The sequence below is a fragment of the Streptomyces sp. JNUCC 64 genome (genome assembly GCF_054484115.1).
The window spans coordinates 1,214,360-1,234,239 of sequence record NZ_CM137015.1 but is presented as its reverse complement, the minus strand read 5'-3'; the positions used below and the strand labels follow the sequence as shown (position 1 = coordinate 1,234,239).

Annotated in this window: 16 protein-coding genes; 8 read left to right on the top strand and 8 right to left on the bottom strand. The window is 75.5% G+C overall.

Annotated features, from left to right (window positions below):
- The first annotated feature begins 13 nt into the window (after positions 1-13).
- Entirely contained in the window at positions 14-1,750 is a 1,737-nt protein-coding gene (locus ACVWNX_RS04860; RefSeq protein WP_454412619.1) for a type IV secretory system conjugative DNA transfer family protein, read from the top strand.
- A gap of 49 nt (positions 1,751-1,799) precedes the next feature.
- Here the strand turns inward: ACVWNX_RS04860 and ACVWNX_RS04855 are convergent, their stop codons facing one another.
- Positions 1,800-2,363: a hypothetical protein gene (locus ACVWNX_RS04855; protein ID WP_454412618.1), complete on the bottom strand. Its 564-nt coding sequence runs from the start codon at positions 2,361-2,363 to the stop codon at positions 1,800-1,802.
- A 476-nt stretch (positions 2,364-2,839) separates the two neighbouring features.
- Here ACVWNX_RS04855 and ACVWNX_RS04850 point away from each other — a divergent pair, with 476 nt between their 5' ends.
- Positions 2,840-5,299 (top strand): hypothetical protein, encoded by a 2,460-nt coding sequence (locus ACVWNX_RS04850; RefSeq protein WP_454412617.1) that lies wholly within the window; start codon positions 2,840-2,842, stop codon positions 5,297-5,299.
- A gap of 41 nt (positions 5,300-5,340) precedes the next feature.
- On the opposite strand, the gene ACVWNX_RS04845 is transcribed toward ACVWNX_RS04850, so the two are convergent.
- The 4 genes from ACVWNX_RS04845 to ACVWNX_RS04830 all read right to left on the bottom strand — a co-directional run bounded on the left by ACVWNX_RS04845 (position 5,341) and on the right by ACVWNX_RS04830 (position 8,544).
- A complete protein-coding gene (locus tag ACVWNX_RS04845) occupies positions 5,341-5,571 on the bottom strand; it encodes a hypothetical protein (RefSeq protein ID WP_454412616.1) in 231 nt (76 codons plus the stop codon).
- 254 nt (positions 5,572-5,825) lie between these two features.
- Positions 5,826-7,010, bottom strand: a complete 1,185-nt coding sequence (locus ACVWNX_RS04840) for an MAB_1171c family putative transporter (protein WP_454412615.1) — start codon at positions 7,008-7,010, stop codon at positions 5,826-5,828.
- A gap of 224 nt (positions 7,011-7,234) precedes the next feature.
- A complete protein-coding gene (locus tag ACVWNX_RS04835; RefSeq protein ID WP_454414636.1) occupies positions 7,235-7,771 on the bottom strand; it encodes a toxin-antitoxin system, toxin component in 537 nt (178 codons plus the stop codon).
- A gap of 23 nt (positions 7,772-7,794) precedes the next feature.
- Complete coding sequence (locus ACVWNX_RS04830; RefSeq protein ID WP_454412614.1) at positions 7,795-8,544, bottom strand: helix-turn-helix domain-containing protein; 750 nt, start codon at positions 8,542-8,544, stop codon at positions 7,795-7,797.
- A gap of 453 nt (positions 8,545-8,997) precedes the next feature.
- Between ACVWNX_RS04830 and ACVWNX_RS04825 the strand changes: the two genes are divergently transcribed.
- The 4 genes from ACVWNX_RS04825 to ACVWNX_RS04810 all read left to right on the top strand — a co-directional run bounded on the left by ACVWNX_RS04825 (position 8,998) and on the right by ACVWNX_RS04810 (position 12,689).
- Positions 8,998-9,672, top strand: a complete 675-nt coding sequence (locus ACVWNX_RS04825; RefSeq protein ID WP_454412613.1) for an MmyB family transcriptional regulator — start codon at positions 8,998-9,000, stop codon at positions 9,670-9,672.
- Positions 9,673-10,275: 603 nt separating this feature from the next.
- Positions 10,276-10,353: a putative leader peptide gene (locus tag ACVWNX_RS04820; RefSeq protein WP_454414635.1), complete on the top strand. Its 78-nt coding sequence runs from the start codon at positions 10,276-10,278 to the stop codon at positions 10,351-10,353.
- A 301-nt stretch (positions 10,354-10,654) separates the two neighbouring features.
- The gene (gene ssuE, locus ACVWNX_RS04815) at positions 10,655-11,206 is read left to right on the top strand and encodes an NADPH-dependent FMN reductase (protein ID WP_454412612.1); all 552 of its coding nucleotides are present in this window, start codon (positions 10,655-10,657) and stop codon (positions 11,204-11,206) included.
- A 133-nt stretch (positions 11,207-11,339) separates the two neighbouring features.
- Positions 11,340-12,689 carry a 6-phospho-beta-glucosidase gene (locus ACVWNX_RS04810; protein ID WP_454412611.1) on the top strand — a complete coding sequence of 450 codons (1,350 nt, stop codon included), beginning with the start codon at positions 11,340-11,342 and terminating at the stop codon, positions 12,687-12,689.
- Positions 12,690-12,731: 42 nt separating this feature from the next.
- Here ACVWNX_RS04810 and yidD read toward each other — a convergent pair whose 3' ends face one another.
- Positions 12,732-13,100: a membrane protein insertion efficiency factor YidD gene (gene yidD / locus ACVWNX_RS04805; protein ID WP_454412610.1), complete on the bottom strand. Its 369-nt coding sequence runs from the start codon at positions 13,098-13,100 to the stop codon at positions 12,732-12,734.
- Positions 13,101-13,325: 225 nt separating this feature from the next.
- On the bottom strand, positions 13,326-14,249 hold the full coding sequence (locus ACVWNX_RS04800; RefSeq protein WP_454412609.1) for a DMT family transporter: 924 nt from the start codon (positions 14,247-14,249) through the stop codon (positions 13,326-13,328).
- A gap of 344 nt (positions 14,250-14,593) precedes the next feature.
- On the opposite strand from ACVWNX_RS04800, the gene ACVWNX_RS04795 reads away from it, so the two are divergent.
- The gene (locus ACVWNX_RS04795) at positions 14,594-15,226 is read left to right on the top strand and encodes a TetR/AcrR family transcriptional regulator (protein ID WP_454414633.1); all 633 of its coding nucleotides are present in this window, start codon (positions 14,594-14,596) and stop codon (positions 15,224-15,226) included.
- Between the two features lie 274 nt (positions 15,227-15,500).
- Here ACVWNX_RS04795 and ACVWNX_RS04790 read toward each other — a convergent pair whose 3' ends face one another.
- A complete protein-coding gene (locus ACVWNX_RS04790; protein ID WP_454412608.1) occupies positions 15,501-16,562 on the bottom strand; it encodes a DUF2510 domain-containing protein in 1,062 nt (353 codons plus the stop codon).
- A gap of 271 nt (positions 16,563-16,833) precedes the next feature.
- On the opposite strand from ACVWNX_RS04790, the gene ACVWNX_RS04785 reads away from it, so the two are divergent.
- Positions 16,834-19,509, top strand: coding sequence for an ATP-binding protein (locus ACVWNX_RS04785; protein ID WP_454412607.1), 2,676 nt, complete (start codon positions 16,834-16,836; stop codon positions 19,507-19,509).
- Positions 19,510-19,880: the final 371 nt, after the last annotated feature.

Genomic DNA, 19,880 nt, shown 5'->3' with positions numbered 1-19,880 from the left:
AAGGACTGACCCGATGGCCACCGGACAGCAGAAGAAGCCCCGGGCCGGGGACGACTGGACCTACGAGATCGCCGCGCTCGTCGGCGCGCTCGTGGTCCTGCTGTGCGGCGCGTGGGGCGCCGCGCGCCTCGGGGCCCCCTTCGACGACGCGCCCGCCCCGCCGGGCGACCCCTTCTCGTTCGCGGTGGCCCTCACCAAGGGCGACTACGCCTGGCCCGGCACCGCCGCCACCGCCGTCGCCGCCGGTGAGGCGCTCCTCCTCGGCGTCCTCGTCCTGCTCGGCTTCCGGCTGCGCCGACGGCTGCGGCGCAAGCCCGACGTGGACGAGGCCGCCCGCCACCTCGCCCGGGGCGAGGAACTCGGCAAGCTCTCCCTGAAGGGCGCCGCCGCCACCGCCGAACGGCTCGGCGTCCAGGGCGATCTGCCCGGCGTCTTCATCGGCCGTTCCGTCCGGGGCCGCCAGCCGCTCTTCGGGTCCTTCGAGGACATGCACATCGACATCTGGGGCCCCCGCACCGGCAAGACGACCCGCCGCGCGATCCCCGCGATCCTCGACGGCCCCGGCGCGGTGCTGGTGACCTCCAACAAGCGGGACGTCGTGGACGCCACCCGGGGCCCGCGCCAGGCGCACGGCCCCGTCTGGGTCTTCGACCCGCAGCAGGTCGCGCAAGAGGCCGCCGCCTGGTGGTGGAACCCGCTGTCGTACGTCACCGACGTCGCCAAGGCCCGCAAGCTCGCCGACCACTTCGCCTCCGGCTCCCGGGACGCCAACGCCTCCACCGACGCCTACTTCGACCCGGCCGGACAGGACCTGCTCGCCAATCTGCTGCTCGCCGCCGCCACCGCCGGGGCCCCGATCACCCAGGTCTACACCTGGCTGTCCAACCCGAAGGACGACACCCCCGAGCGAGCGCTGCGGAGCGCCGGACACACCATGCCCGCCGACGCCCTCAACGGGGTCATCACCGCCCCCGACAAGCAGCGCGGCGGCATCTACGGCGTGGCCCAGCAGATGGCGTCCTGCCTGATCAACCCCGAGGTCAACAAGTGGGTGACCCCGGCCGGTCCGCACGACACCCGCCCCCAGTTCACCCCGCACGAGTTCGTCCGCACCCGGGGCACCCTCTACTCCCTGTCCCGTGAGGGCAGCGACTCGGCGGGCCCCCTGGTGACCGCGCTCACCGTCGCGGTCGTCGAGGCCGCCGAGGAGTACGCCACCACCCAGCGCGGCGGACGCCTCCCGCAGCCGCTGGTCGGCGTCCTGGACGAGGCGGCGAACGTCTGCCGCTGGCGCGCCCTGCCGGACCTCTACTCGCACTACGGCTCGCGCGGCATCATCCTGATGACGATCCTGCAGTCCTGGGCCCAGGGCGTCGAGGTCTGGGGCGACCGGGGCATGGAGAAGCTGTGGTCCGCCGCCAACGTCCGGGTCTACGGCGGCGGCGTCTCCGACACCCGCTTCCTCGGGGACCTGTCGGACCTCGCGGGCGAGTACGAGCTGCGGGAGTTCACCACGACCCGCGAGTCCGAGCACGGGCACTGGTCCGGCAACCGCTCGGTCAACGAGTCCGTCCGCCGCGAACGCGTCCTCCAGGTCTCGGACCTGGGCGCGATGCCCCCGGGCCGCGCCCTGGTCCTGGCCTCCGGCACCAAGCCCGTCCTGGTCGAGACGATCCCCTGGTGGGAGGGCCAGCACGCCCGGGCCGTCCAGGCGTCCCTGGCCAAGTACGACCCGGGGGCACGGAGTTGAGGCCGGGCGCGGCACCACGGGGCGGGCCCGCCGGGCCCGCCGTCCGTGCTCACCCGGCTTCGCGCGGCGAAGAGCTCACCTCGTCGATGTCCGCGAGGACGGCACGAGCGTCCCTGATGTCCATTTCGATGATCTCCCGAGTGAAGTTGCCGGGGTCACGCTGGTACCGGTTCCTCCCCACCTCGGAAGTGAACGAACCCGCTGGTACCGCGGACTGGCCGTCCGGAATGAACTTGAGGACCTCCTCAAGCGCGGAAATGCTGTACGCCACCATGTCCCGGAACTTGTGGTGCTCGGTTTCAGGAGTGTTGAGGAGTTGGATTCCCGCCGACTCTGAGGTCCGGAAAGCGACTTCGGCGAATTCCCCGGGGTCGATGATCTTTGACGATTCCGCCCCCCCGAAAGCGGGCGGCGGAGGGGGAATCTCGTCGGGCATGTGGAAGATGAAAGTCCGGAGCCGTCCGCACTTCTGACACGTTCCCTCGTAGATCGTCACCAAGTCATCGTCGCGTTCTTCGAGCCGGTGTCTGCGGTCGAAGTCGGAAGATCCGCACTCACAGGGGTGGAGATCCATGTACAGGTGCGCTTCGGACGATGAGCGTGCTGTCAGCATGGAACGATCCTAAGGGTTGCCCGATGAGTGTGTACAGGAAATCACGGGGGGAGAGGGCAGGTATGGAGGGATCGGTCGATCCTCGCATGATGGCGGAAGCCATGACTCTCAAGGCGTCGGGAGCTCAACTGTTCGCACGGCAATCCGTGTTGATGGAGACGGTACGCCGCGAACTGGGCGGCGTCGCGCCCGTGGTCCTAGGGGCCCGTTTCAGATCCCTTGAGTACGAGCGGACGGCGAACACACGCGACTACTTCCTTCTGCGGGAATCCCGGGGGGATTCGCTCAGTGTCGGGGTCAGCGCTGTTCCGATGGAGCGGGGATTCATCGCTGACACCGCTGTGAACACGGTTTCACACAGCTATGTCGTCAATATCTCCGACCGTCTTTCGAGTGACCGTGTTCCTCGGGTGCTGGCCCGGCAGTTGGGCGAAATGCTGGAGGTTCACGACCGGTCGGGCCGGGGTTTGACGCCGGTGCGTGAAGGTCTCCTGAACCAGGAGCGGGACATCGGCGACCGCCATGAACTCTCCAGCCGGGACCACGGCCTGATCGCAGAGCTGAACTGGCTCGCCGCTCGTACGTCCGATCCGGGGGCGTCCGCGCAGCGGCGACTCGACGCCCGTGCGGAGTTCTCCGCGCTGGTCGACCGCTCCGGCCTGCGACCCGTCTCCTCGGAGTCCGAAGGGGAGGTGCGGCAAGCGGAGTGGAGGGCCGTCCGAAGGCGTCACTTCGCGACGAGGGGTTTCCTGTCCTCGCACGCGAAGCACCTCGCGAACGACCTCGCCCGCCCCGTGGAGTACCTGTCCTCCGCCGACGCCGCCGCGCTCCGCGCCAGCCGGGAGGCGGCCCTGCTCGCCGAGCGGCGGGTCGAGGCGTTCATCGGGGGCCGGGACATCACCACGGTGGCCGCCCCGGGCTACGACGAGAACGGGCTGCCCCTGTCCCTCGACGGGCTGGCGGAGCGGGCGGGCGAATGGGCACGGCACCGCACCGGCGTCAGCGCCCGGGCCGCGCACGGGATCGAGGAGCACCTGGCGGCGGGGGAGTTCCCGCTGCGCGCGGTGATGATCGGCGGCGGCGCGAGTCTGACCGGGCGGGACCCCGACGCGCTGCTGGTGGACGCGGTGGGCCGGTGGCACGAGGACCCGGCCGAGGGCATCGTCCAGTCGGCGGACCAGGCCCGCGAACTCGCACGGACGATGAAGGCCGATCTGTACGGGGTGGTGCCCGACCCCCGGCACCGCATCCCCCTCGACGCGGTGCGGGCCTGGGTGGACGAGCTGGCCACCCGGGGCGACGTGGTGAACGGCCGGGCCCGGCTGCGGCTGGGCCAGCGGGGCGAACTGCTCGCCGAGATCACCCCGGCGGACCGGGCGGAGGGCGCGCCGCCGCTGTGGGTGGCGTGCGACGGGGCACCGGTGGTGGCGACGGGACTGCCGCCCGAGGTGGTGCCCGGGATCGCCCGTGACCGCCGGGGCACCCTGGGCGTGGAGAGCCGGGCCGAGGCCCTGCGGCTGCTCGACGAGCGGCTGGGCGAACTGGTGGGGCAGGGCGCGGAGGGAGCGGGGGAACTGCGCGGGTGGCTCGCCGGGGCCGGACGCCACGGGGTCGACACCAGGACGGTGTGGGACGCCCTGGAGGGTTCCCCGCTGAACGCGGCCCTGCGCACCGACCCCGACGCACAGCGGGCCGCCCGGCTGGAGGGCTGTTTCACCACCCTGGCGGCGACCCGGGACTGGGAGGGCGCGCGCGAGGAGGCGCCGGGCCGGGCGCTGATGGGCGACGAGGTCGCGGACGGCCGCTTCGACCCCCGTGACGCGCGCCACTGGATCGTCGCGGGCTCCGGCGGCACGGGCGTCGCCAACGCGGAGATCATCCTGAAGGGCAACCCGGAGTCGACGGTGACGATCATCGGCCGTCAGCCCCCTCCGGCGGCCCTGGACCACCAGGTGCAGTACCCGGCGATGAAGGAGAAGTACCTCAAGGAGGACGGCACCGGTCGGCTGCGGTTGGTCGAGGCGGACCTGGGGGCGGTCCGGACGGCCAGGGACGAGGACGGCAGGGCCGTCTTCCGGGTGCCCTACCCGGACCCGGAGACGGGGGAGACCAGGTTCCTGGAGGGCGACGGCTACGTGGCCAACCTGGGCCGTACCAATCCGCTCCCCGGCGCGACCCAGCTCCTCGCCGACGAGGTGCGCGACCGGGGCGGCCGGGTCAGCGGGGACCTGCTCTTCGACGGCGACGACCAGTACCTCGGCTACGGCCTCTCGTTCGCCGTGGACGGCCGGGAGCACCGGGTGGACGTGACCGGCGCGGCCTCCTGGCAGCTGCCCCGTGAGGTGTTCCCGCCCGAGTCCGGGCTCCAGGGACGGCTGAACGCGATGGGGGCCCGCGCCCTGCCCGCCGAGACGGGCAACGCGCTGCCCGGCTTCGCGCCCACGGCCCGTCAGGGCGCCCTGCGGGCGAAGGCCGTGGCCCGGGCCACGGCGGGCGACGGGACCGCCCTGCGGCGGACGGCGGACGTCCCCGAACGATGGCGGGGCCCCGGGCCGGAAGCCGGGCCGACCGGTTCCCCTGCCTCCGGGCCCACCCCACCCCTGCCGGAGGCCGGGCCCGAACGGGGGAAGCCCTCCGCGTCTACCGCCCCCGCCGACCTCCCCGCACCGCCGCGCCAGGAGACGGGACCGCGCTCCCCGGGCCCCGCCGCGTCCACCCCCGGAGCACCGGAAGCCCCCGCCCCTGCACCCGCGTCGGCCGCCCCACCGGCCTCCGTCCCACCGGCCCCGGCCCGCCCGGCCTGGACCGGACCCGCGCTGTGGCACACCGGCATCCCCCGCCCCGGCGCTCCCCGGCCCGCCACCGCCCCGCCCCCGCCGGAACGGCCGCCCCCCGCGCCCCGGGGTCCGGCCACCGGCACCGGGCTGGGGGAGTGACCGGCCCGTCCCGCCGCCCTCCGGTGCCCGTCCGTCCCGCCTCACCCCCGGGGCGGACAGGCCCCCCGCAGCAGACGGAAGAACTGCTCCTCGTTGCCGACGAGTCCGGCGTCGGCCAGCGCCCGCTCGGCCTCCGCCAGCACCCCGTCCGGGACGGCGAGGGACCGGGCCGGGGCGGCGGGGGCGTCGAGGACGGCGCGTACGGTGTGCAGGAGCCGTAGGTACGCCTGGACGGCGGAGCGCTCGCTGTCGGTCGGCACGGCGGTGGGCATCGTTCGTCTCCCTGCGCGTCGGGATCGTCGGACCGGCGGGGCCGGAACTGCGCGTACCAGCTTGCCCGCTCCCACTGACAATCCGCCCGTTCCGGGCCGGGACACACCGTCACCCCGGCCTTCCGCCCTCCCGGCCTTCCGCCTTTCCGGGGCTCCGTCCCCGCCCTCGGCTTCCCCGCCCTCCGTTTCCCGGGACCGCGACCGCCCGGCCGGGCCGTGACCCTCGGTCCGGGCACGGGTCCGGGGCACGGTCCTCAGTCCGCTGTCGCGGAACCGGTCGCGCGGGCCGCCGCGACCACCGGGGAGTGCCGCAGCGCGTGGGACATCCGCACCAGGTCCCGGGGGCCCTCCCCCGACAGGTCGGCGGGTCCGTTCCCCGCGCAGTGGTCCAGTACCACCCCTTCGGGGTCGGCGGCGCGGGCCCGGACCGCCACCGTCACCATCGCCGCGTCGGCGACGGCGTGCGCCTGGTCCGGGCCGCTGCCCCCGCGCACGGCGGCGGCGTAGGCGCTGGCGCGGATCCGGCCGTCGAAGTACGGGTACAGACAGAGCATGCCGTCGTGGATGTCGGACTCCCGCTGGATGACGCGCAGCTCGGCGGAGGACCACCACAGCAGGCGCGGCGGCTGGTCGCCGCGCGGGGTGAGCCCGCGCAGCTCCTGCCAGAGCGGGCCGAGCCGACGGTAGGTGGACCAGATGGTGAACCGGTCCCGCAGCCGCTGGAAGGCCAGCGGCAGACAGAAGCCGACGGCGGTGAACACCGCCGCCACCGACGCCAGCAGGGGTGCCGTCTCGGTGCTCAGCCAGTCGAGGTCCCGTCCCGACCAGCGGGCGAACACGGCGGTGAACTTGGCCGCGGCGTAGGCGAGGTTGAACAGGTAGCCGACGGCGATGTTGACGAGCCCGGCGCGCAGCATCCCGCGCACCTGGAGCGACCAGCGCAGACAGAGCCAGGCCATGGCCACGCCCGCCACGGTGAGCCCGGTCAGGTAGAGCACGATCATCTCGCGGACGTACGGGGTGTTGGCGTAGTACGTGTCGAGGTCGCGCAGCCGTTCCACCGGCGCGTCCCCGAGGGCGAACAGGGTGATCAGGGCCAGGCTCACCGCCGCGTACCCGGCGACCCACCGCCGGGTGGTGCGCCGGGTGGCCGCGGCCGTGCCGTCCCGCCAGTTCAGCATCAGCACCAGGCACGAGGCGCTGAACGCGGAGAGCAGCACGTACACGAGCGGCGCCGAGACGTTCGGGATCCCGGTGAGGCGGTTGACCCGGGCGATCGTCGGCGGGGCGGAGAAGAAGAACACCGAGGTGCCGAGCGCGAGGAGGGCGCAGACGGAGCGCAGCAGGGGGTCGTGCCAGTGGCGGACCAGGGCGGGGAGCTTGAGGGCGAACGCGAACCCGGTCGCCACGGCGGGGATGTAGTAGTCCGGTCCGTTCACGCGCCCTGGGCCCTCTCTTCCGGATCGTGCGGGCCTCGCGGGCCCGGCGCGGCCCTCCCCGGGCCGGGCCCGGGGGACCCGGCCGCGTCGTCGTCGGTCGTCGGTGCGTTCCGGCCCCGGGGAGACCGGGAGGCCAGGGAGGTGCCCCCGCCGCGTCGGCTCCGGCCGCCCCGTGGCGCGCGGCAGCCGGGCCGCGCTCCCCGGCCCGGTCCGGGCGGCCGGGTCTAACCCTGCGGTCTGCGGTAGCCGAGGGACGCCTCGATCCGCGCGGCGACCCCGTCGCGCGGCGCGTGGTCCCGGCCCGCCGACCCCGACAGCCAGGGGCGGCACTTGCTGGCCAGCAGCAGGCCGAAGCTCTCGGCTTCCTCCTCCTCCACGGCGTGCGAGCGGCTGCGCGCGGCGACGGTGCGGACGGTGTCGCACAGGTTGACCCCGTCGGCCAGCAGCCGGGCGGCGACGCCGGTCCCGGCCGGGTCGACGTGACGGCTGCTGTGGCCCGCCGTCATGTGCCACAGCTCGTGGCCGAGGATGACCAGCTGGTGGTCGGGGGCGGTCCGTTCCTCGATGACGACGAGGTCCTGGTCGACCATGTCCAGCCACAGCCCGCTGGCGGTGCCGGGCGGGAAGGCGGCCATGCGGTGGTTGACCGGACGTCCACGTCTTCTGCTCATGGCCTCGCACAGGGCGGTGAGCAGGTCGCCGGGCCTGCCGGGGACCTCGGGCGGCAGTTCGGCGATCAGTTCGCCGCACAGCCTGCGCATGTCCTTGCTGACCCGGGTGCGCATCAGGGCTCCGTGGGGCCGTGGGGCGGCTTCACGCTCTCCAGTAGCATGTCCAGCCACTCCGTGACCTTGTCGCGGTGCTTGTCAGTGGGGAGTTGGGCGGCCCGCCAGGCGATACCGCGTACGCCGTGGTTCTGGAGGAGGCGTTCCAAGGCGTCGTCCATGGTGGCGGATCCGTCCGGGCCGCCGGGGCCGCCGCCCCGGCCGCGCGGACCGCTCCGGCCGCGTTCGCCGCCGTCCGGTCCGGGGACCGTCCCCCGTTCGCGGGCGGCGGCCCGCTGGAGGAGGTCCTGTTCGGTGAGCTGGAGCGCGAACGCCAGGGCGTCGGCGTCCTCGGCGGACAGGAAGCCCGCGTGGACGCCGAAGAACCGCTGGATGGCCGCGCAGTGTTCCATCGTGGGCCGCCGGTCGCCGTTGATGAGGGCCCCGGCCTGCTGACGGGACATCCCGGCGCCGTCCGCGATCTCCTGCTGGGTGTAGCGGCGGCCGTTGGGCTTCAGCCGGGTCCGCCGCAGCAGGTCGAAACGCTGGAGGAACCTGGCCTGGAGGTCGGGTTCGCCGCCGGGGCGGCCGGAGAGCAGTTCCCTGACGACCGGTTCGGGCACCCCCGACGCCACCGAGAGCCGGGCGACGTCGAACACCTCGGCGTACGGCACGCCGAGCCGGTCGGCGTGCGCGCGGACGCGGGCGAGGACACCCGGCAGTGAGCCCGAGGGAGTGGTGCCACCCGGTACCGAGAAGCCATCCGTCACCGAAGGTCTCCTAGAACCGACAGGTCGAAACAGGACCGACACCCATCACGGGGGCGCTCCCGCTTCCGGCCGCACGGATACGTGCGGCCCAGGGGGAACCGCCCCGGTCCGCCGGGGGCTCTCCGGTGGTGCCGGGCGCGCCACGGGGCGCGCGGACCCGGGTACGGGTCCGGTACGTCGGTGTCCGGCATCGCGCAATGGACAGCACCAGAGGTTAGCCTCCCGAACCGCCAACCTGCCAGGTCACGCCACATCTGTGGCGCGAATCAGCCGTCAACCGACCGTAAATGCCACGATAGTTGACATGGCTCCTGGCGGGGTAGCACGATCATCACGCGGTGTTGAGGGACCTTGGGCCCCGGAGGGTCCTCCTCAGGTCCCCTCTCCCGGGTTCCCGGCACCGACTCGCACGACAGCGCTCGCCGTCAGAGCCGTAAGAGGGGTGACCACCCGATGGCATTCGAGGCAGAAGGGCGCCGACGACCGGCCTGGGAGAGCACACGGACCGGGTCGGAGGGCCGGGCCTACCTCCAGGACTACGCCGCGCTGCTCGACGCCGTTTCCTTCCCGTCCCTCGTCCTCGACCACCGCTGGAACGTCGTGCACGCCAACGACGCCTTCGACGCCCTCTTCGGCGTGATGGCGCCGCACCCGACCGCCATGCCCCGGGACAACTTCCTCCGCTTCGTCCTCTTCCACCCCGACGCCGGGGCCGTCCTCGGGGACCGGGAGGCGAGTTGGTGCCTCCCCATGCTCGCGCACTTCGCCGAGGCCCTGGAACGGCACCCCGACGACGACGAGTTGCGGGCCGTCCGGCGGGCCATCTCCGACGACCCCATCATGGACGCCGCCTACCGCGACGGCGTCCCCCGCTGGATCCGGGTGGTCGGCGCGGACGCCGTCGCCAACGACGGCGCGCTGCGTCCGCTGACCCATCCCGACCCGCGCTGGGGACGCACCTACTGCCGGGTCGTCGGGGAGACGCCCCGCACCCTCCGGGCCATGGGGCTGTGCAGGCTGACGCTGGTCCTGCGCGAGCCGGGCCGTCCCACCGAGCCGCGTCCGGTGCGACGCGGCGTCCGCCGCACCGCCGCGCGGCACCTCAGGGCCGTCCCCGCGGACGGCTGACCGACCACGGGAGGGCGGCCGTCGCGACCGGTCAGGGGGCCGCGGCGGACGCCCTCCCCTTCTCCGCCCCCGGGCCTCCCGTGCCCGGGGGCGCCGCCGTGTCTTCACGCCAGCGGTGTCCGGATGCCGTCGATCGTGGCGTCCGCCCGACGGCCCGCCCGGATCGCCCCGTCCCGACCGCCCGTCCGTCCGGAGGCCCGCCCCCGGCGGCCGCGCGGCGACGGCGCCCGGGCCCGGGAGAAGCCGGGCGGCCGAAGCGGCCGGTGGCGACGGCGTCCGGGCCCGGGAGCGGCCGGGCGGCACGGACGGGCCGGGGGCGGCCGAAGCGGCTGACCGGCACGGCCGGAACGGCGGAAGCGTCCGGAGCGGCCGAGGGGAGCGGGCCCGGACGGCACCCCGAACGCCCCTGCCCGGTGGGGACGGTGGCGCCCGTCCGGCTCCCTCCGGCGCGCTCCGGGCGCGCCGCGTTCCCACGGTCCCGCCCGGTCCGCGCATCCGCTCCCCGGGGTACGACGGCCCCCGCCCGTGGCGTCCGTCACCTGCGCGATTCCACCCCCCGGACCGCCTTGACCGGCCAGACCCGCGCCTGATTTGATCGAGTGCATGCGGAAACGACAGGAACTCACGCGGCGACGTCACGTCGACCTCGCCCGTGTCGCCAGCTCCGGCTGTCGTTCCTGACCCCTTCCCCGCTCCGCTCCCGGCCCCCGTCGGCCTGAACCAGCGGACTCCGCGACCCCCTCCCGCCCGTCGCGCCCCACCGCCCGCGCGCCGCGCCCCGGTTGAACGTGCGCGACCCGGCAGCCACCTCACCTCCCTCCTCTCCGTCTCCCGCCCGCCCGGGGAGCCCCCACCGCCGTGTGCTCCCGGGCCGTCCGCGTCCGTCGTCCCGCCCGTGCCCGTGCCGCGCCCCTCCGGCGCGCCGGAACCGGCCGCCCGGGCGCGCTCCGCTCGTCGCGCCTCTCCGACCCGAAGGATTCCCATGGCCACCGTTCTGTCCGTCTCCGGAAGTCCCTCCGCCACCTCCCGCACCGCCCGGCTGCTGCGGCACCTCGACGACCGGCTGCGGGCCCAGGGCCACGAGGTCATATCCCTCGACGTGCGGACCCTGCCCGCCGAGGCACTGCTCGGCGCGGACTTCGCGCACCCGGCCATCGTCCGCGCCGGAGCCCTGTTCGAGCAGGCCGACGGCGTCGTCATCGGGACGCCCGTCTACAAGGCCGCCTACTCGGGGCTCCTCAAGTCGCTGCTGGACCTGCTGCCGCAGTACGCCCTCGCGGGCAAGACCGTGCTGCCGCTGGCCACCGGCGGCACCAACGCGCACGTCCTCGCCATCGACTACGCGCTGCGCCCCGTCCTGACCTCGATGGGCGCCGACCACATCGTCCAGGGGTGGTTCACCCTCGACCGGCAGATCACCGTGGAGGCCGACGACCGGCTCGTCCTCGCCCCCGAGGCGGACCGGGCCGTGACCCAGGTGCTGGACCGGTTCTCCGCCACCCTCGGCGCCCCCCGGCTCGCCGCCACCGGCTGACCCCGGAGCGGGTGCCGACCGGACGCCGGACCCGCCGTGGACGACGCCTTCCGGCCACCGACCGGCCGCGCCCGCTCCGCGTAGGATTCCGGACGGACCCCGCACCGGGGCCGGGCGACGAGGGCGGTGGCGCGTGAGGCTGGTCGTGCTGGGCGGCGGGGGGTTCCGGGTCCCCCTGGTGTACTGGGCCCTGCTGACGGACCGCGGCGAGGGCCGGGTCGACGACGTGGTGCTCTACGACACCGACCGGGCGCGGCTGACCGCCGTCGCCCGGGTCCTCGCCGACCAGGCCGCCGCGTCCGGCGCGGACCGCGCCCCCCGGGTGAGCGTCACCACCGACCTCGACACCGCGCTGCGCGGCGCCGACTTCGTCTTCTCCGCGATCCGGGTCGGCGGTCTCGCCGGACGGGCCGCCGACGAACGGGTGGCGCTCGCCGAAGGGGTCCTCGGCCAGGAGACCGTCGGCGCGGGCGGCATCGCCTACGGACTGCGCACCCTGCCGGTCGCCGACCACGTGGCGCGCCGGGTCGCCGCGCTGGCGCCCGACGCCTGGTTCATCAACTTCACCAACCCGGCGGGGCTGGTCACCGAGGCGATGGCGCGTCATCTGGGGGACCGCGTCATCGGGATCTGCGACTCTCCGGTGGGGCTCGGCCGCCGGGTCGCCCGGGTGCTGGGCGCCGACCCGGACGCCGTGGAACTCGACTACGTGGGCCTGAACCACCTGGGCTGGCTGCGCGGACTGCGGGTCGGCGGCCAGGACCTGCTGCCCCGGCTCTTCACCTCCACCGCCCTGCTGGAGGGCTTCGAGGAGGGCCGGCTGTTCGGCGCGGACTGGCTGCGCGCGCTGGGCTGCGTCCCCAACGAGTACCTGCACTACTACTACTTCAACCGGGAGGCCGTGCGCGCCTACCGGGAGGCCGGGCTCACCCGGGGGGCGTTCCTCCAGGGCCAGCAGGCCCGGTTCTACGCCCGGGTGGCCGACCCGGCCGTGCCCGCGTTCGCCACCTGGGACGCCGTCCGCGCCGAACGCGAGGCCACCTACATGGCGGAGAACCGGGAGGCGTCCGGGGCGGGCGAACGGGACGAGGCGTCGCTCACCGAGTCCGGGGGCTACGAGAAGGTCGCCCTCGCGCTGATGCGGGCCATCGCCCGGGACGAACGCGCCACCCTGGTCCTCAACGTCCGCAACGGCACCGCCCTGCCCGGACTGGACGCCGAGGCCGTGATCGAGACGCCCTGCCGGGTGGACGCCCACGGCGCCCGCCCGCTGCCCTCCGCTCCGCTCCCCGGGCACGCCATGGGCCTGGTGACCGGAGTCAAGGCGGTGGAACGCGAGGTGATGGCGGCGGCCGAGTCCGGCTCCCGGGCGGTCGCGGTCAAGGCGTTCGCCCTGCATCCGCTGGTGGACTCGGTGTCCGTCGCCCGACGGCTGATGGACGGCTACGCCGCCGTCCATCCGGGACTCGCCTACCTCCGCTGACGGGCCACCGGCTTTCGGGAGGCGAGACCCCGCCCCCGGGCTTCAGCGCCGGGGCGGCACCGGGTCCACCCCGCCGCGCCGCCGGGCCGCGCCCGGGCGGCAGCGCAGCAGCCTGCCCACGGTCAGCCGGACGCCCCGCACCGCCCCGTGCCGCTCCAGCGCCCGCACCGCGTAGGTGGAACAGGTCGGCCGGTACGGGCAGCGGGCGGGCGTCCGGGGACTGACCTCGGTCCGGTAGCGGACGACGGCCGAGAACAACGCGCCCGCGACCGCCCCCCGGGGCCGTCGCGCCGACGGCTCGCCCCGGCGGACGCGCGCGGGCGCGCCCGGCCGCAGGGTCAGCAGGGCGAGCACCAGCACCTGGAACCAGTTCGCGGGGCAGCAGAACCGCAGCCCGATGTAGGTGTCCATGCCCGTCACGCAACAGCCCTCGGCCTCCTCCTCCGACGGCCCGTCCGGCCGGGACCGGTACCGTCCCGGCCGCGCCCCCTTCCGTCCCTTCCGCCGCTCCCGTCGCTCCTCGCGTCCGCCCATGGCGTACCGCCCCCCGGTGATCGTCGTTCCTGTGGGGGCGACCGTATCCAGCCGTCCGCCACCGCCGGGCGGCGGCCCCACCGCACGGGCCGCCGGGCGGGGTCAGCGGCAGCGGGCCGGGTCCGGAACGTCGGCGCGCGGGGTGCCCGGGCGGGGCGCCGGGAGGCCGGAGGCCACGACCCGGGAGACGGAGGGGCCCGTGCCGCGCTCCCCGGCGGCACGGCTGAGCACCAGCACCCCGCGTCCCGCGACCGCCGCGCCCGCCACCGCCAGGGCCAGACCCGGTCCGCCGCCCCGGAAGCCCTCGCCGAGCAGGGCGAGCCCGATCACGGCGGCGGCCACCGGGTTGGCGAGGGTGAGCAGCGCCAGCGGCGCCCCGAGGCCGTCCCGGTAGGCGGCCTGGGCCAGCAGCAGCCCGGCCGTGGCGAACCCCGCGACCAGCGCGGCCACCAGGGCGGTCCGGCCGCTGAACAGGACGGCGGTCCCGGTGGCGGCGACGGTCAGCGTCTGGGTGAGCGCCGAGGCGACCCCGGAGGCGATCCCGGACGCGGTGGCGTGTCGCTGGCCCGGCCGGGCGCCCGGCCGGGCCAGTGCCCCGAGCAGGACGACGGCCACCGCCGCCACGGTCAGGGCCTGGGCCGGGGAGAGCCCCCGGGCGGGGGCGGGTCCGGCGGCGGCCAGGGTGAGCGCGCCGAGTCCGGCGAGGGTCAGGGCCACCCCGCGCCACTCCCGGCGGTCCACCCGCCGCCCGGTGAGCCGCGCGCCCAGCGGTACCGCCACCACCAGGGTGAGGGCGCCCAGCGGCTGGACGAGGGTGAGCGGACCGAACCGCAGCGCCGCGACGTGCAGCAGCGCGGCGCCCCCGTTGAGGGCGACGGCTCCCCACCAGGCCGGGGCGCCCAGCAGGCCCCGGACCCGGCGCCCGTCGTGGACGCGGACGGCGAGCCGTCGCTGGAGCACGGCGGCGGTGGCGTACGCGACGGCCGACAGCAGGGACAGGGCGACCGCGAGAACGGTGGCGCTCACCGTCCGGCCGCCGACGGGGGACGGACGGCGGGCCGGTCCGCCCCGGTCGGCGCGGGCGGGTGTGCCCCGGTGCGGGAGTCCATCGGCCGCCCCTTCGTCCGCGGTCGGGTCCGACGGGCGTCGGACCACTATCGATACGCGAGTGTACCGATACGGAACCGTATCGGTACACTCGCGTATCGAGGGAACCGCCGGCCCACCCGGACCGTCGCCCGGGAAGCCGGGCGGCGCGGACGGGACACGGACAGGGAGCGGTGGACGTGGGCGACGACGGGGAGCGCGAGGCGGCCCGGGCGGGGGCCGGGCGGACGGCCCGGGGCGGCGCCCCGGGCCGTCGTTCGAAGATCGGGCCGGAACGGGAGCGGGAGTTCTTCGCCGCCGTGCTCGGTCAGCTCCGCGAGAGCGGATACGCCTCGCTGACCATGGAGGGCGTCGCCGCCCGCGCCCGGTGCGGCAAGTCCACGCTCTACCGCCAGTGGGGGACCAAGGCGCGGCTGGTCGCCGCCGCCCTGCGGGCCGGGCGGTGCCCCCGCTTCGCGGACATCGACACCGGGACGCTGCCCGGGGACCTCAGGGCCGCCGCCCGCGCGGCGGGCGCCGAGTCCTGTGACGACACCCGGCTGCTGCACGCCCTGGGTCACGCCGCGCTCCACGACGAGGAACTGCGGAAGGCGCTGCGCGAGGCGCTGGTGGAACCGGAACTGGCCGCCCTGGACGGCATGTTCGCACGGGCCGCCGCCCGGGGGGAGGTCCCGGCGGACCACCCGGCCGCCGCCTACGCGGCGGCGCTGCTCTTCGGGGTCACCCGGGTCCGGCCGGACCTGGAGGGACGGTTCGCCGACCCCGCGTACCTGGTCGGGCTGGTGGACGCGGTGATCCTGCCCGCCCTCGGGCTCGCCCCGGCCGTGGCGCCCGCCCCGACGCGGCCGTCCGCTTCCGGCGCGCCGGAGGCCCCCCGGACGCCGGGCCGCCCCTGAGGCCGCCGGGGCGGGGCGACCCGGGGCCGGGGACTCTCCACGGGGCGCCGGGCCGTCGCCCCCGGTGACCGCCGGGGGCGACCCGCCCGCGCGGGGCCGTGCGGACAGACCGGTGCGCGCCCGGGCCGGACGGGGTCTCCTCCCCGAGCGGCCCGCCCGGTCCGCGAGCCGGTCACCGGACGGGGCCCTCCCCAGTGGTCCGTCCGGTCCGCGAGCCGGTCACCGTCCGGTCCGGGCCCGGTCCGCCGCCCGGTTCACACGTGGTCCCACCGGATCAGGCGGACCGGCCGCTGCCACCCGCTCCCGCTCCCGCGGGCGCCTTCTTGATGCCCTTGGCGATCTCGTCCATCACCGACTGCGCGGGTGCCTTGTCGCTCACGTCGAAGCCGAACCGCACCACGACGAACTCGCCCTTGTTCTGGGGCGAGGGGAACGCCAGCGACTGGACGTAGCCGTCGTCGCCCTTCTCGGTGACGACCTTCCAGCGGACCAGATAGCCCTTGCCGCCCGCCACCGTGGTCGCCCGGGCGGCTATCTCCTCGTGCGAGGTGATCTCGCCGTAGCTGCCCTTCTGGCCGTACGCCTCGTCGGCGGCGTTCTTGACGTCGGCCTCCGCGATCGCCTTCGCCGAGGACTCCGTCCGCTTGAGGGCCTCGGCCGGGGCGGAGCTGGCGCCCGCCCGGGCACAGCGCTGCGAGGTGTCGCCCGGGCACGGGTAGGGACCGGTCGTGATCTGCGCCCCGACGATGCCGGACTCGCCCGTCCAGTCCTTCGGGACCGGCAGGCTGATCCCGCTCGCCACGTCGGTGGCGAACCCCTTCTCCGTGGGCGGCTGGCCCGGCACCCCGGGCACCCCCTGACCGCCCTGGCCACCGGAACCGCCCGGCCCGCCGGGCGAGCCCGGCGCGTTCGGGGCGCCCGGACTGTTCGGGGCGCCCGGACTGTTCGGCGCGCCCGGGCTGTCCGGGGTGCCGGGCCCCGGTCCGCCGGGTGACGGCTGTCCGCCCGGCACGGTGGGCGAGGGGGTGGGGAGCGTCGTCACGCGGTCGTCGTTCCCGTCGTCGTCCAGCGTCAGCGCGTACACCCCGCCCGCCAGTCCGCCGAGCACCGCGAGGGCGACGACCGAGCCGATCGCCACGCGTACCGCCTTGCGCCGCTTCGACGGCACCGGTGCCGTCGGCCACGCCGGGGCGACCGGGCGGCCCCAGGCATCCGAGACGCCGAGCACCCGGGTCTGTTCCGTCCACGCGGTGCCGTCCCACCATCGTTCGGTCGGCGGCCCGTCACTTCTCTGCCCGGGATCGGGGTACCAGCCGGGCGGCGTCATCTGGGTCATGACGCCACAGTAGGAGCCGCTCCTGAGATCCGGATGAGAGGGGCGGGTTCCGTTCCGGAGCCGGGACCAGCGGGGACGTGTTCCGGCCAACGCGCCGCCCGGTCCGCACGGACCGTCCGTGACCCTCCGTTCACGGAACGCGTGTTCGCGCTGCTCGCGGGGCGCCGCCGACGACCCCGGACGACCTGGCCGGTACGCCCGCGTATCCGGGTCCCGGCCAGCTAACCTCGGTGGTCCGTACGCTGGTTGGGCGCTCTGGGGAGGACGCGGGATGATGCAGGAACGGCCGGACCCGGCCGGTGCGAGACCGCTGTGGGAACGCGAGAAGGAACTGGACGCGGCCCGGACGGCCATCGACGCCCTCTGCGCCCCGTCCCCGACCGCCGCCAGCCGTGCCGGTGGCCTCCTCGTCCTCACCGGCGAGCCCGGCATCGGCAAGACCGCCCTGCTCGCCGAGGTCCGGCGGGCGGCGGAGGACAGCGGGTGCGACGTCTGGTCGGCGCGCGGCGGCGAGACCCTCACCCCGGTCCCCTTCCACATCGTCCGCCAGCTCCTCCAGCCCGGACTGCTGGCCCTCGACGCCGACTCCCGGGACCGCTCCTGGTTCGAGATCGCCGGGCCCGCCCTCGGGCTGACCGGGCCGAGCGGGCCGCACGCCGACCCCCGGGGCGTCTACGACGGCCTCATCGAGACCGTGGAGTACCTGCGGGAGCGGCACTTCCCGCTGGTGCTGGTGGTCGACGACGCCCACTGGGCCGACCCGGAGAGCCTGCGGTGGCTGGTCGACCTCGCCGAACGCCGCCATGAGCTGGGCATCCTGCTCATCGTCGCGCACCGTCCCGTCGACCCGCCCCAGCCCGCCGCGTCCCACCTCCGTCAGCTGGGGGAGCTGGCCGCGCCCCAGAAGCTGGCGGCGCTCAGCCCCGGCGCGGCCGCCGAACTCACCCGGGCCACGCTCGGCGCCCACGCCGACGACCCCTTCTGCCGCCAGGTGTGGGCGGTCACCGGCGGCAACCCGTACGACACCGTCGAACTCCTGACCAAGGTCGGGGACCGGGAGCTGGACCCCGTCGAGGAGTCCGCCGACGCGCTGCGCGGCCTCCACAAGGCCACCCGGGGCGCCGGTCTGCTCTCCCGGCTGGACGGTCTGCACCCCGACACGGTCACCTTCGCCCGGGCCGCCGCCATCCTGGGCACCGGTGTCTCGCTCCCCGTCGTCGCCCGGATCGCCGACGTCGACGCGGAGACGGCCGCCACCCGGGTGGCCGAGCTGCGGACGGCCCGCATCCTCGCCGCGCCCGACGCCGTTGCCGGGGCCGCCCCGGACCGGCTGGAGTTCGTGCACCCGCTGGTCGCCAGCGCCGTCTACGACGCGATCTCCCCGGCCACCCGCACCGTCCTGCACGGGGTGGCCGCCGCGGCGGTGGAGGCCGAGGGCGGGAGCGCGGCGGTCATGGCGCGGCACCTGCTGGAGGTGCACCCGGAGGAGGACCCCGTCCTCGTGGAACACCTGCGGTCCGCCGCCCGGGAACACCTCGCGGTGGGCGCCCCGGAGGCCGCCGTCCGCTGTCTGGAACGCGCCCTGGAGGAGCCGCCGACGCCCGAGCGCCGGGCGTACGTGCTCTACGAACTCGGCTGCGCCGCCCTGCTGACCGCGCCCACCCGGACCATCGGCCATCTGCGGGAGGCCCTCGCCGAACCGGGCTTCGAGGGTGACGACCGGGTCGGCGCGGTGTGCAGGCTCGCCCAGGCACTCGTCCACAACGACGAGTTGACGGAAGCGGTCCGGGTGATCGACGAGGAGGCCCGCCGACTGAGCCCGGGCCCGAACCAACTGCGGTTGCGGGCCCTGCGCTTCATGTGGGAGGGCATCCACGCCGACCACGAGGACACCACCGGCCGCTCCCGCAGCCTCGCCGAACTCGCCGACCCGCTGAAGGGCGCCGACAACTCCGAGCGGGCGCTGCTGATCATCCGGGCCTTCGACGCGATGACCCGGGGCGAGAACGCCGAGTTCGTGGTGGAACTGTGCGACCGCGCCCTGGTCAACGGCACCCTTCCGGAGGGGCTCGGCTGGACCGACACCGAGTGGGGCTTCGAGCTGCTGATGATGCTCGGCAGCTCGTACCTGTTCACCGACCGCCTCGACCGCGCGCTCAGCCTCTTCAACGACGCGCAGCGCGAGTACGAGGAGAAGGGCTGGAACGGCGGCCATCTGGCGCTCGCCAAGGCGTTCGTGGGATTCGTCCAGCGGCGGCGCGGCAAGCTGGTCGCCGCCGAGGGCCTGCTGCGGGACGCGCTGCGGCTGGCCGACCGGGTGGGCAGCGGACTGCCGATGCACTGGGACGCGGCCTGCATGCTCATCGACACCCTGATCGCCCGGGGCCACCTCGACGAGGCCGTGGAGGTCATGGAGCGGTACGGGATCGCCCCGCCCTACCCGTCCACGGTCATCATGCCGGACGCGGACTCCGTGCGCGGAAGGCTGCTGATCGAGCGGGGCCGGGTCAAGGAGGGCGTCGAGGCGCTGGAGGCGGCCGAACGGGCCGCCTCCCTCAGCGGCCGTCACCACACCGTGCTGGCGCCCTGGGCCGCCGATCTGGCCCGGGCCCTCGTCCGGGAGGACCCCGAGCGGGCGGCACGGCTCGCGGGCCTCGCCCGGACCCGGGCCGAACGCCTCGGCACCGACACGGCCATCGGCGAGGCGCTGCGGTGCGCCGCCGCGCTGGAGACCGGCCAGCGCGCCGTGAGCCTCTACGCGCAGGCCGCCACCTATCTGGAGGCGTCGCCCTGTGCCTACGAACACGCCGCCGCCCGGATCGACTACGGGATCGCGGCCCGCTCCACCACCGAACTCGAACGCGGCATCGCGCTCGCCCGCACCTGCGGCGCCGACGGGCTGGTGGCCCGGGGCGAGGAGGTGCTGGCCGCCTGGCGACGGCACTGAGCCCGGGGCCCGGTCGGCCGGGCCCGGTCGGTCGCCTGCCCCCGGCCGGGCCCGCCGATGCCGGGCCCGCCGATGCCGGGCCCGCCGGGGCAAGGGCCGCCGATCCCGGTCCCGGGCCCGCGCCGATCCGGCTTCCGTCGGCTCCGGCCGGGGCGGGGGCGCGATCCTGGCCGGCTCTCGCCCATGGCCCGGCTCGCCGTCCACCGGGTCAGGTCCCCGTCCACCGGGTCGGGGTCTCGCCCCCCCGGGCGGTTCCTGGCTACGACACGGCTTCCGTTCACGGGCCCGGTTCCCGTCCACCGGGCGGTTCCTGGCTATGACACGGGCTCCCGTTCACCGGTCCGGCTCCCGCCCACCGGGCGGCTCCCGGT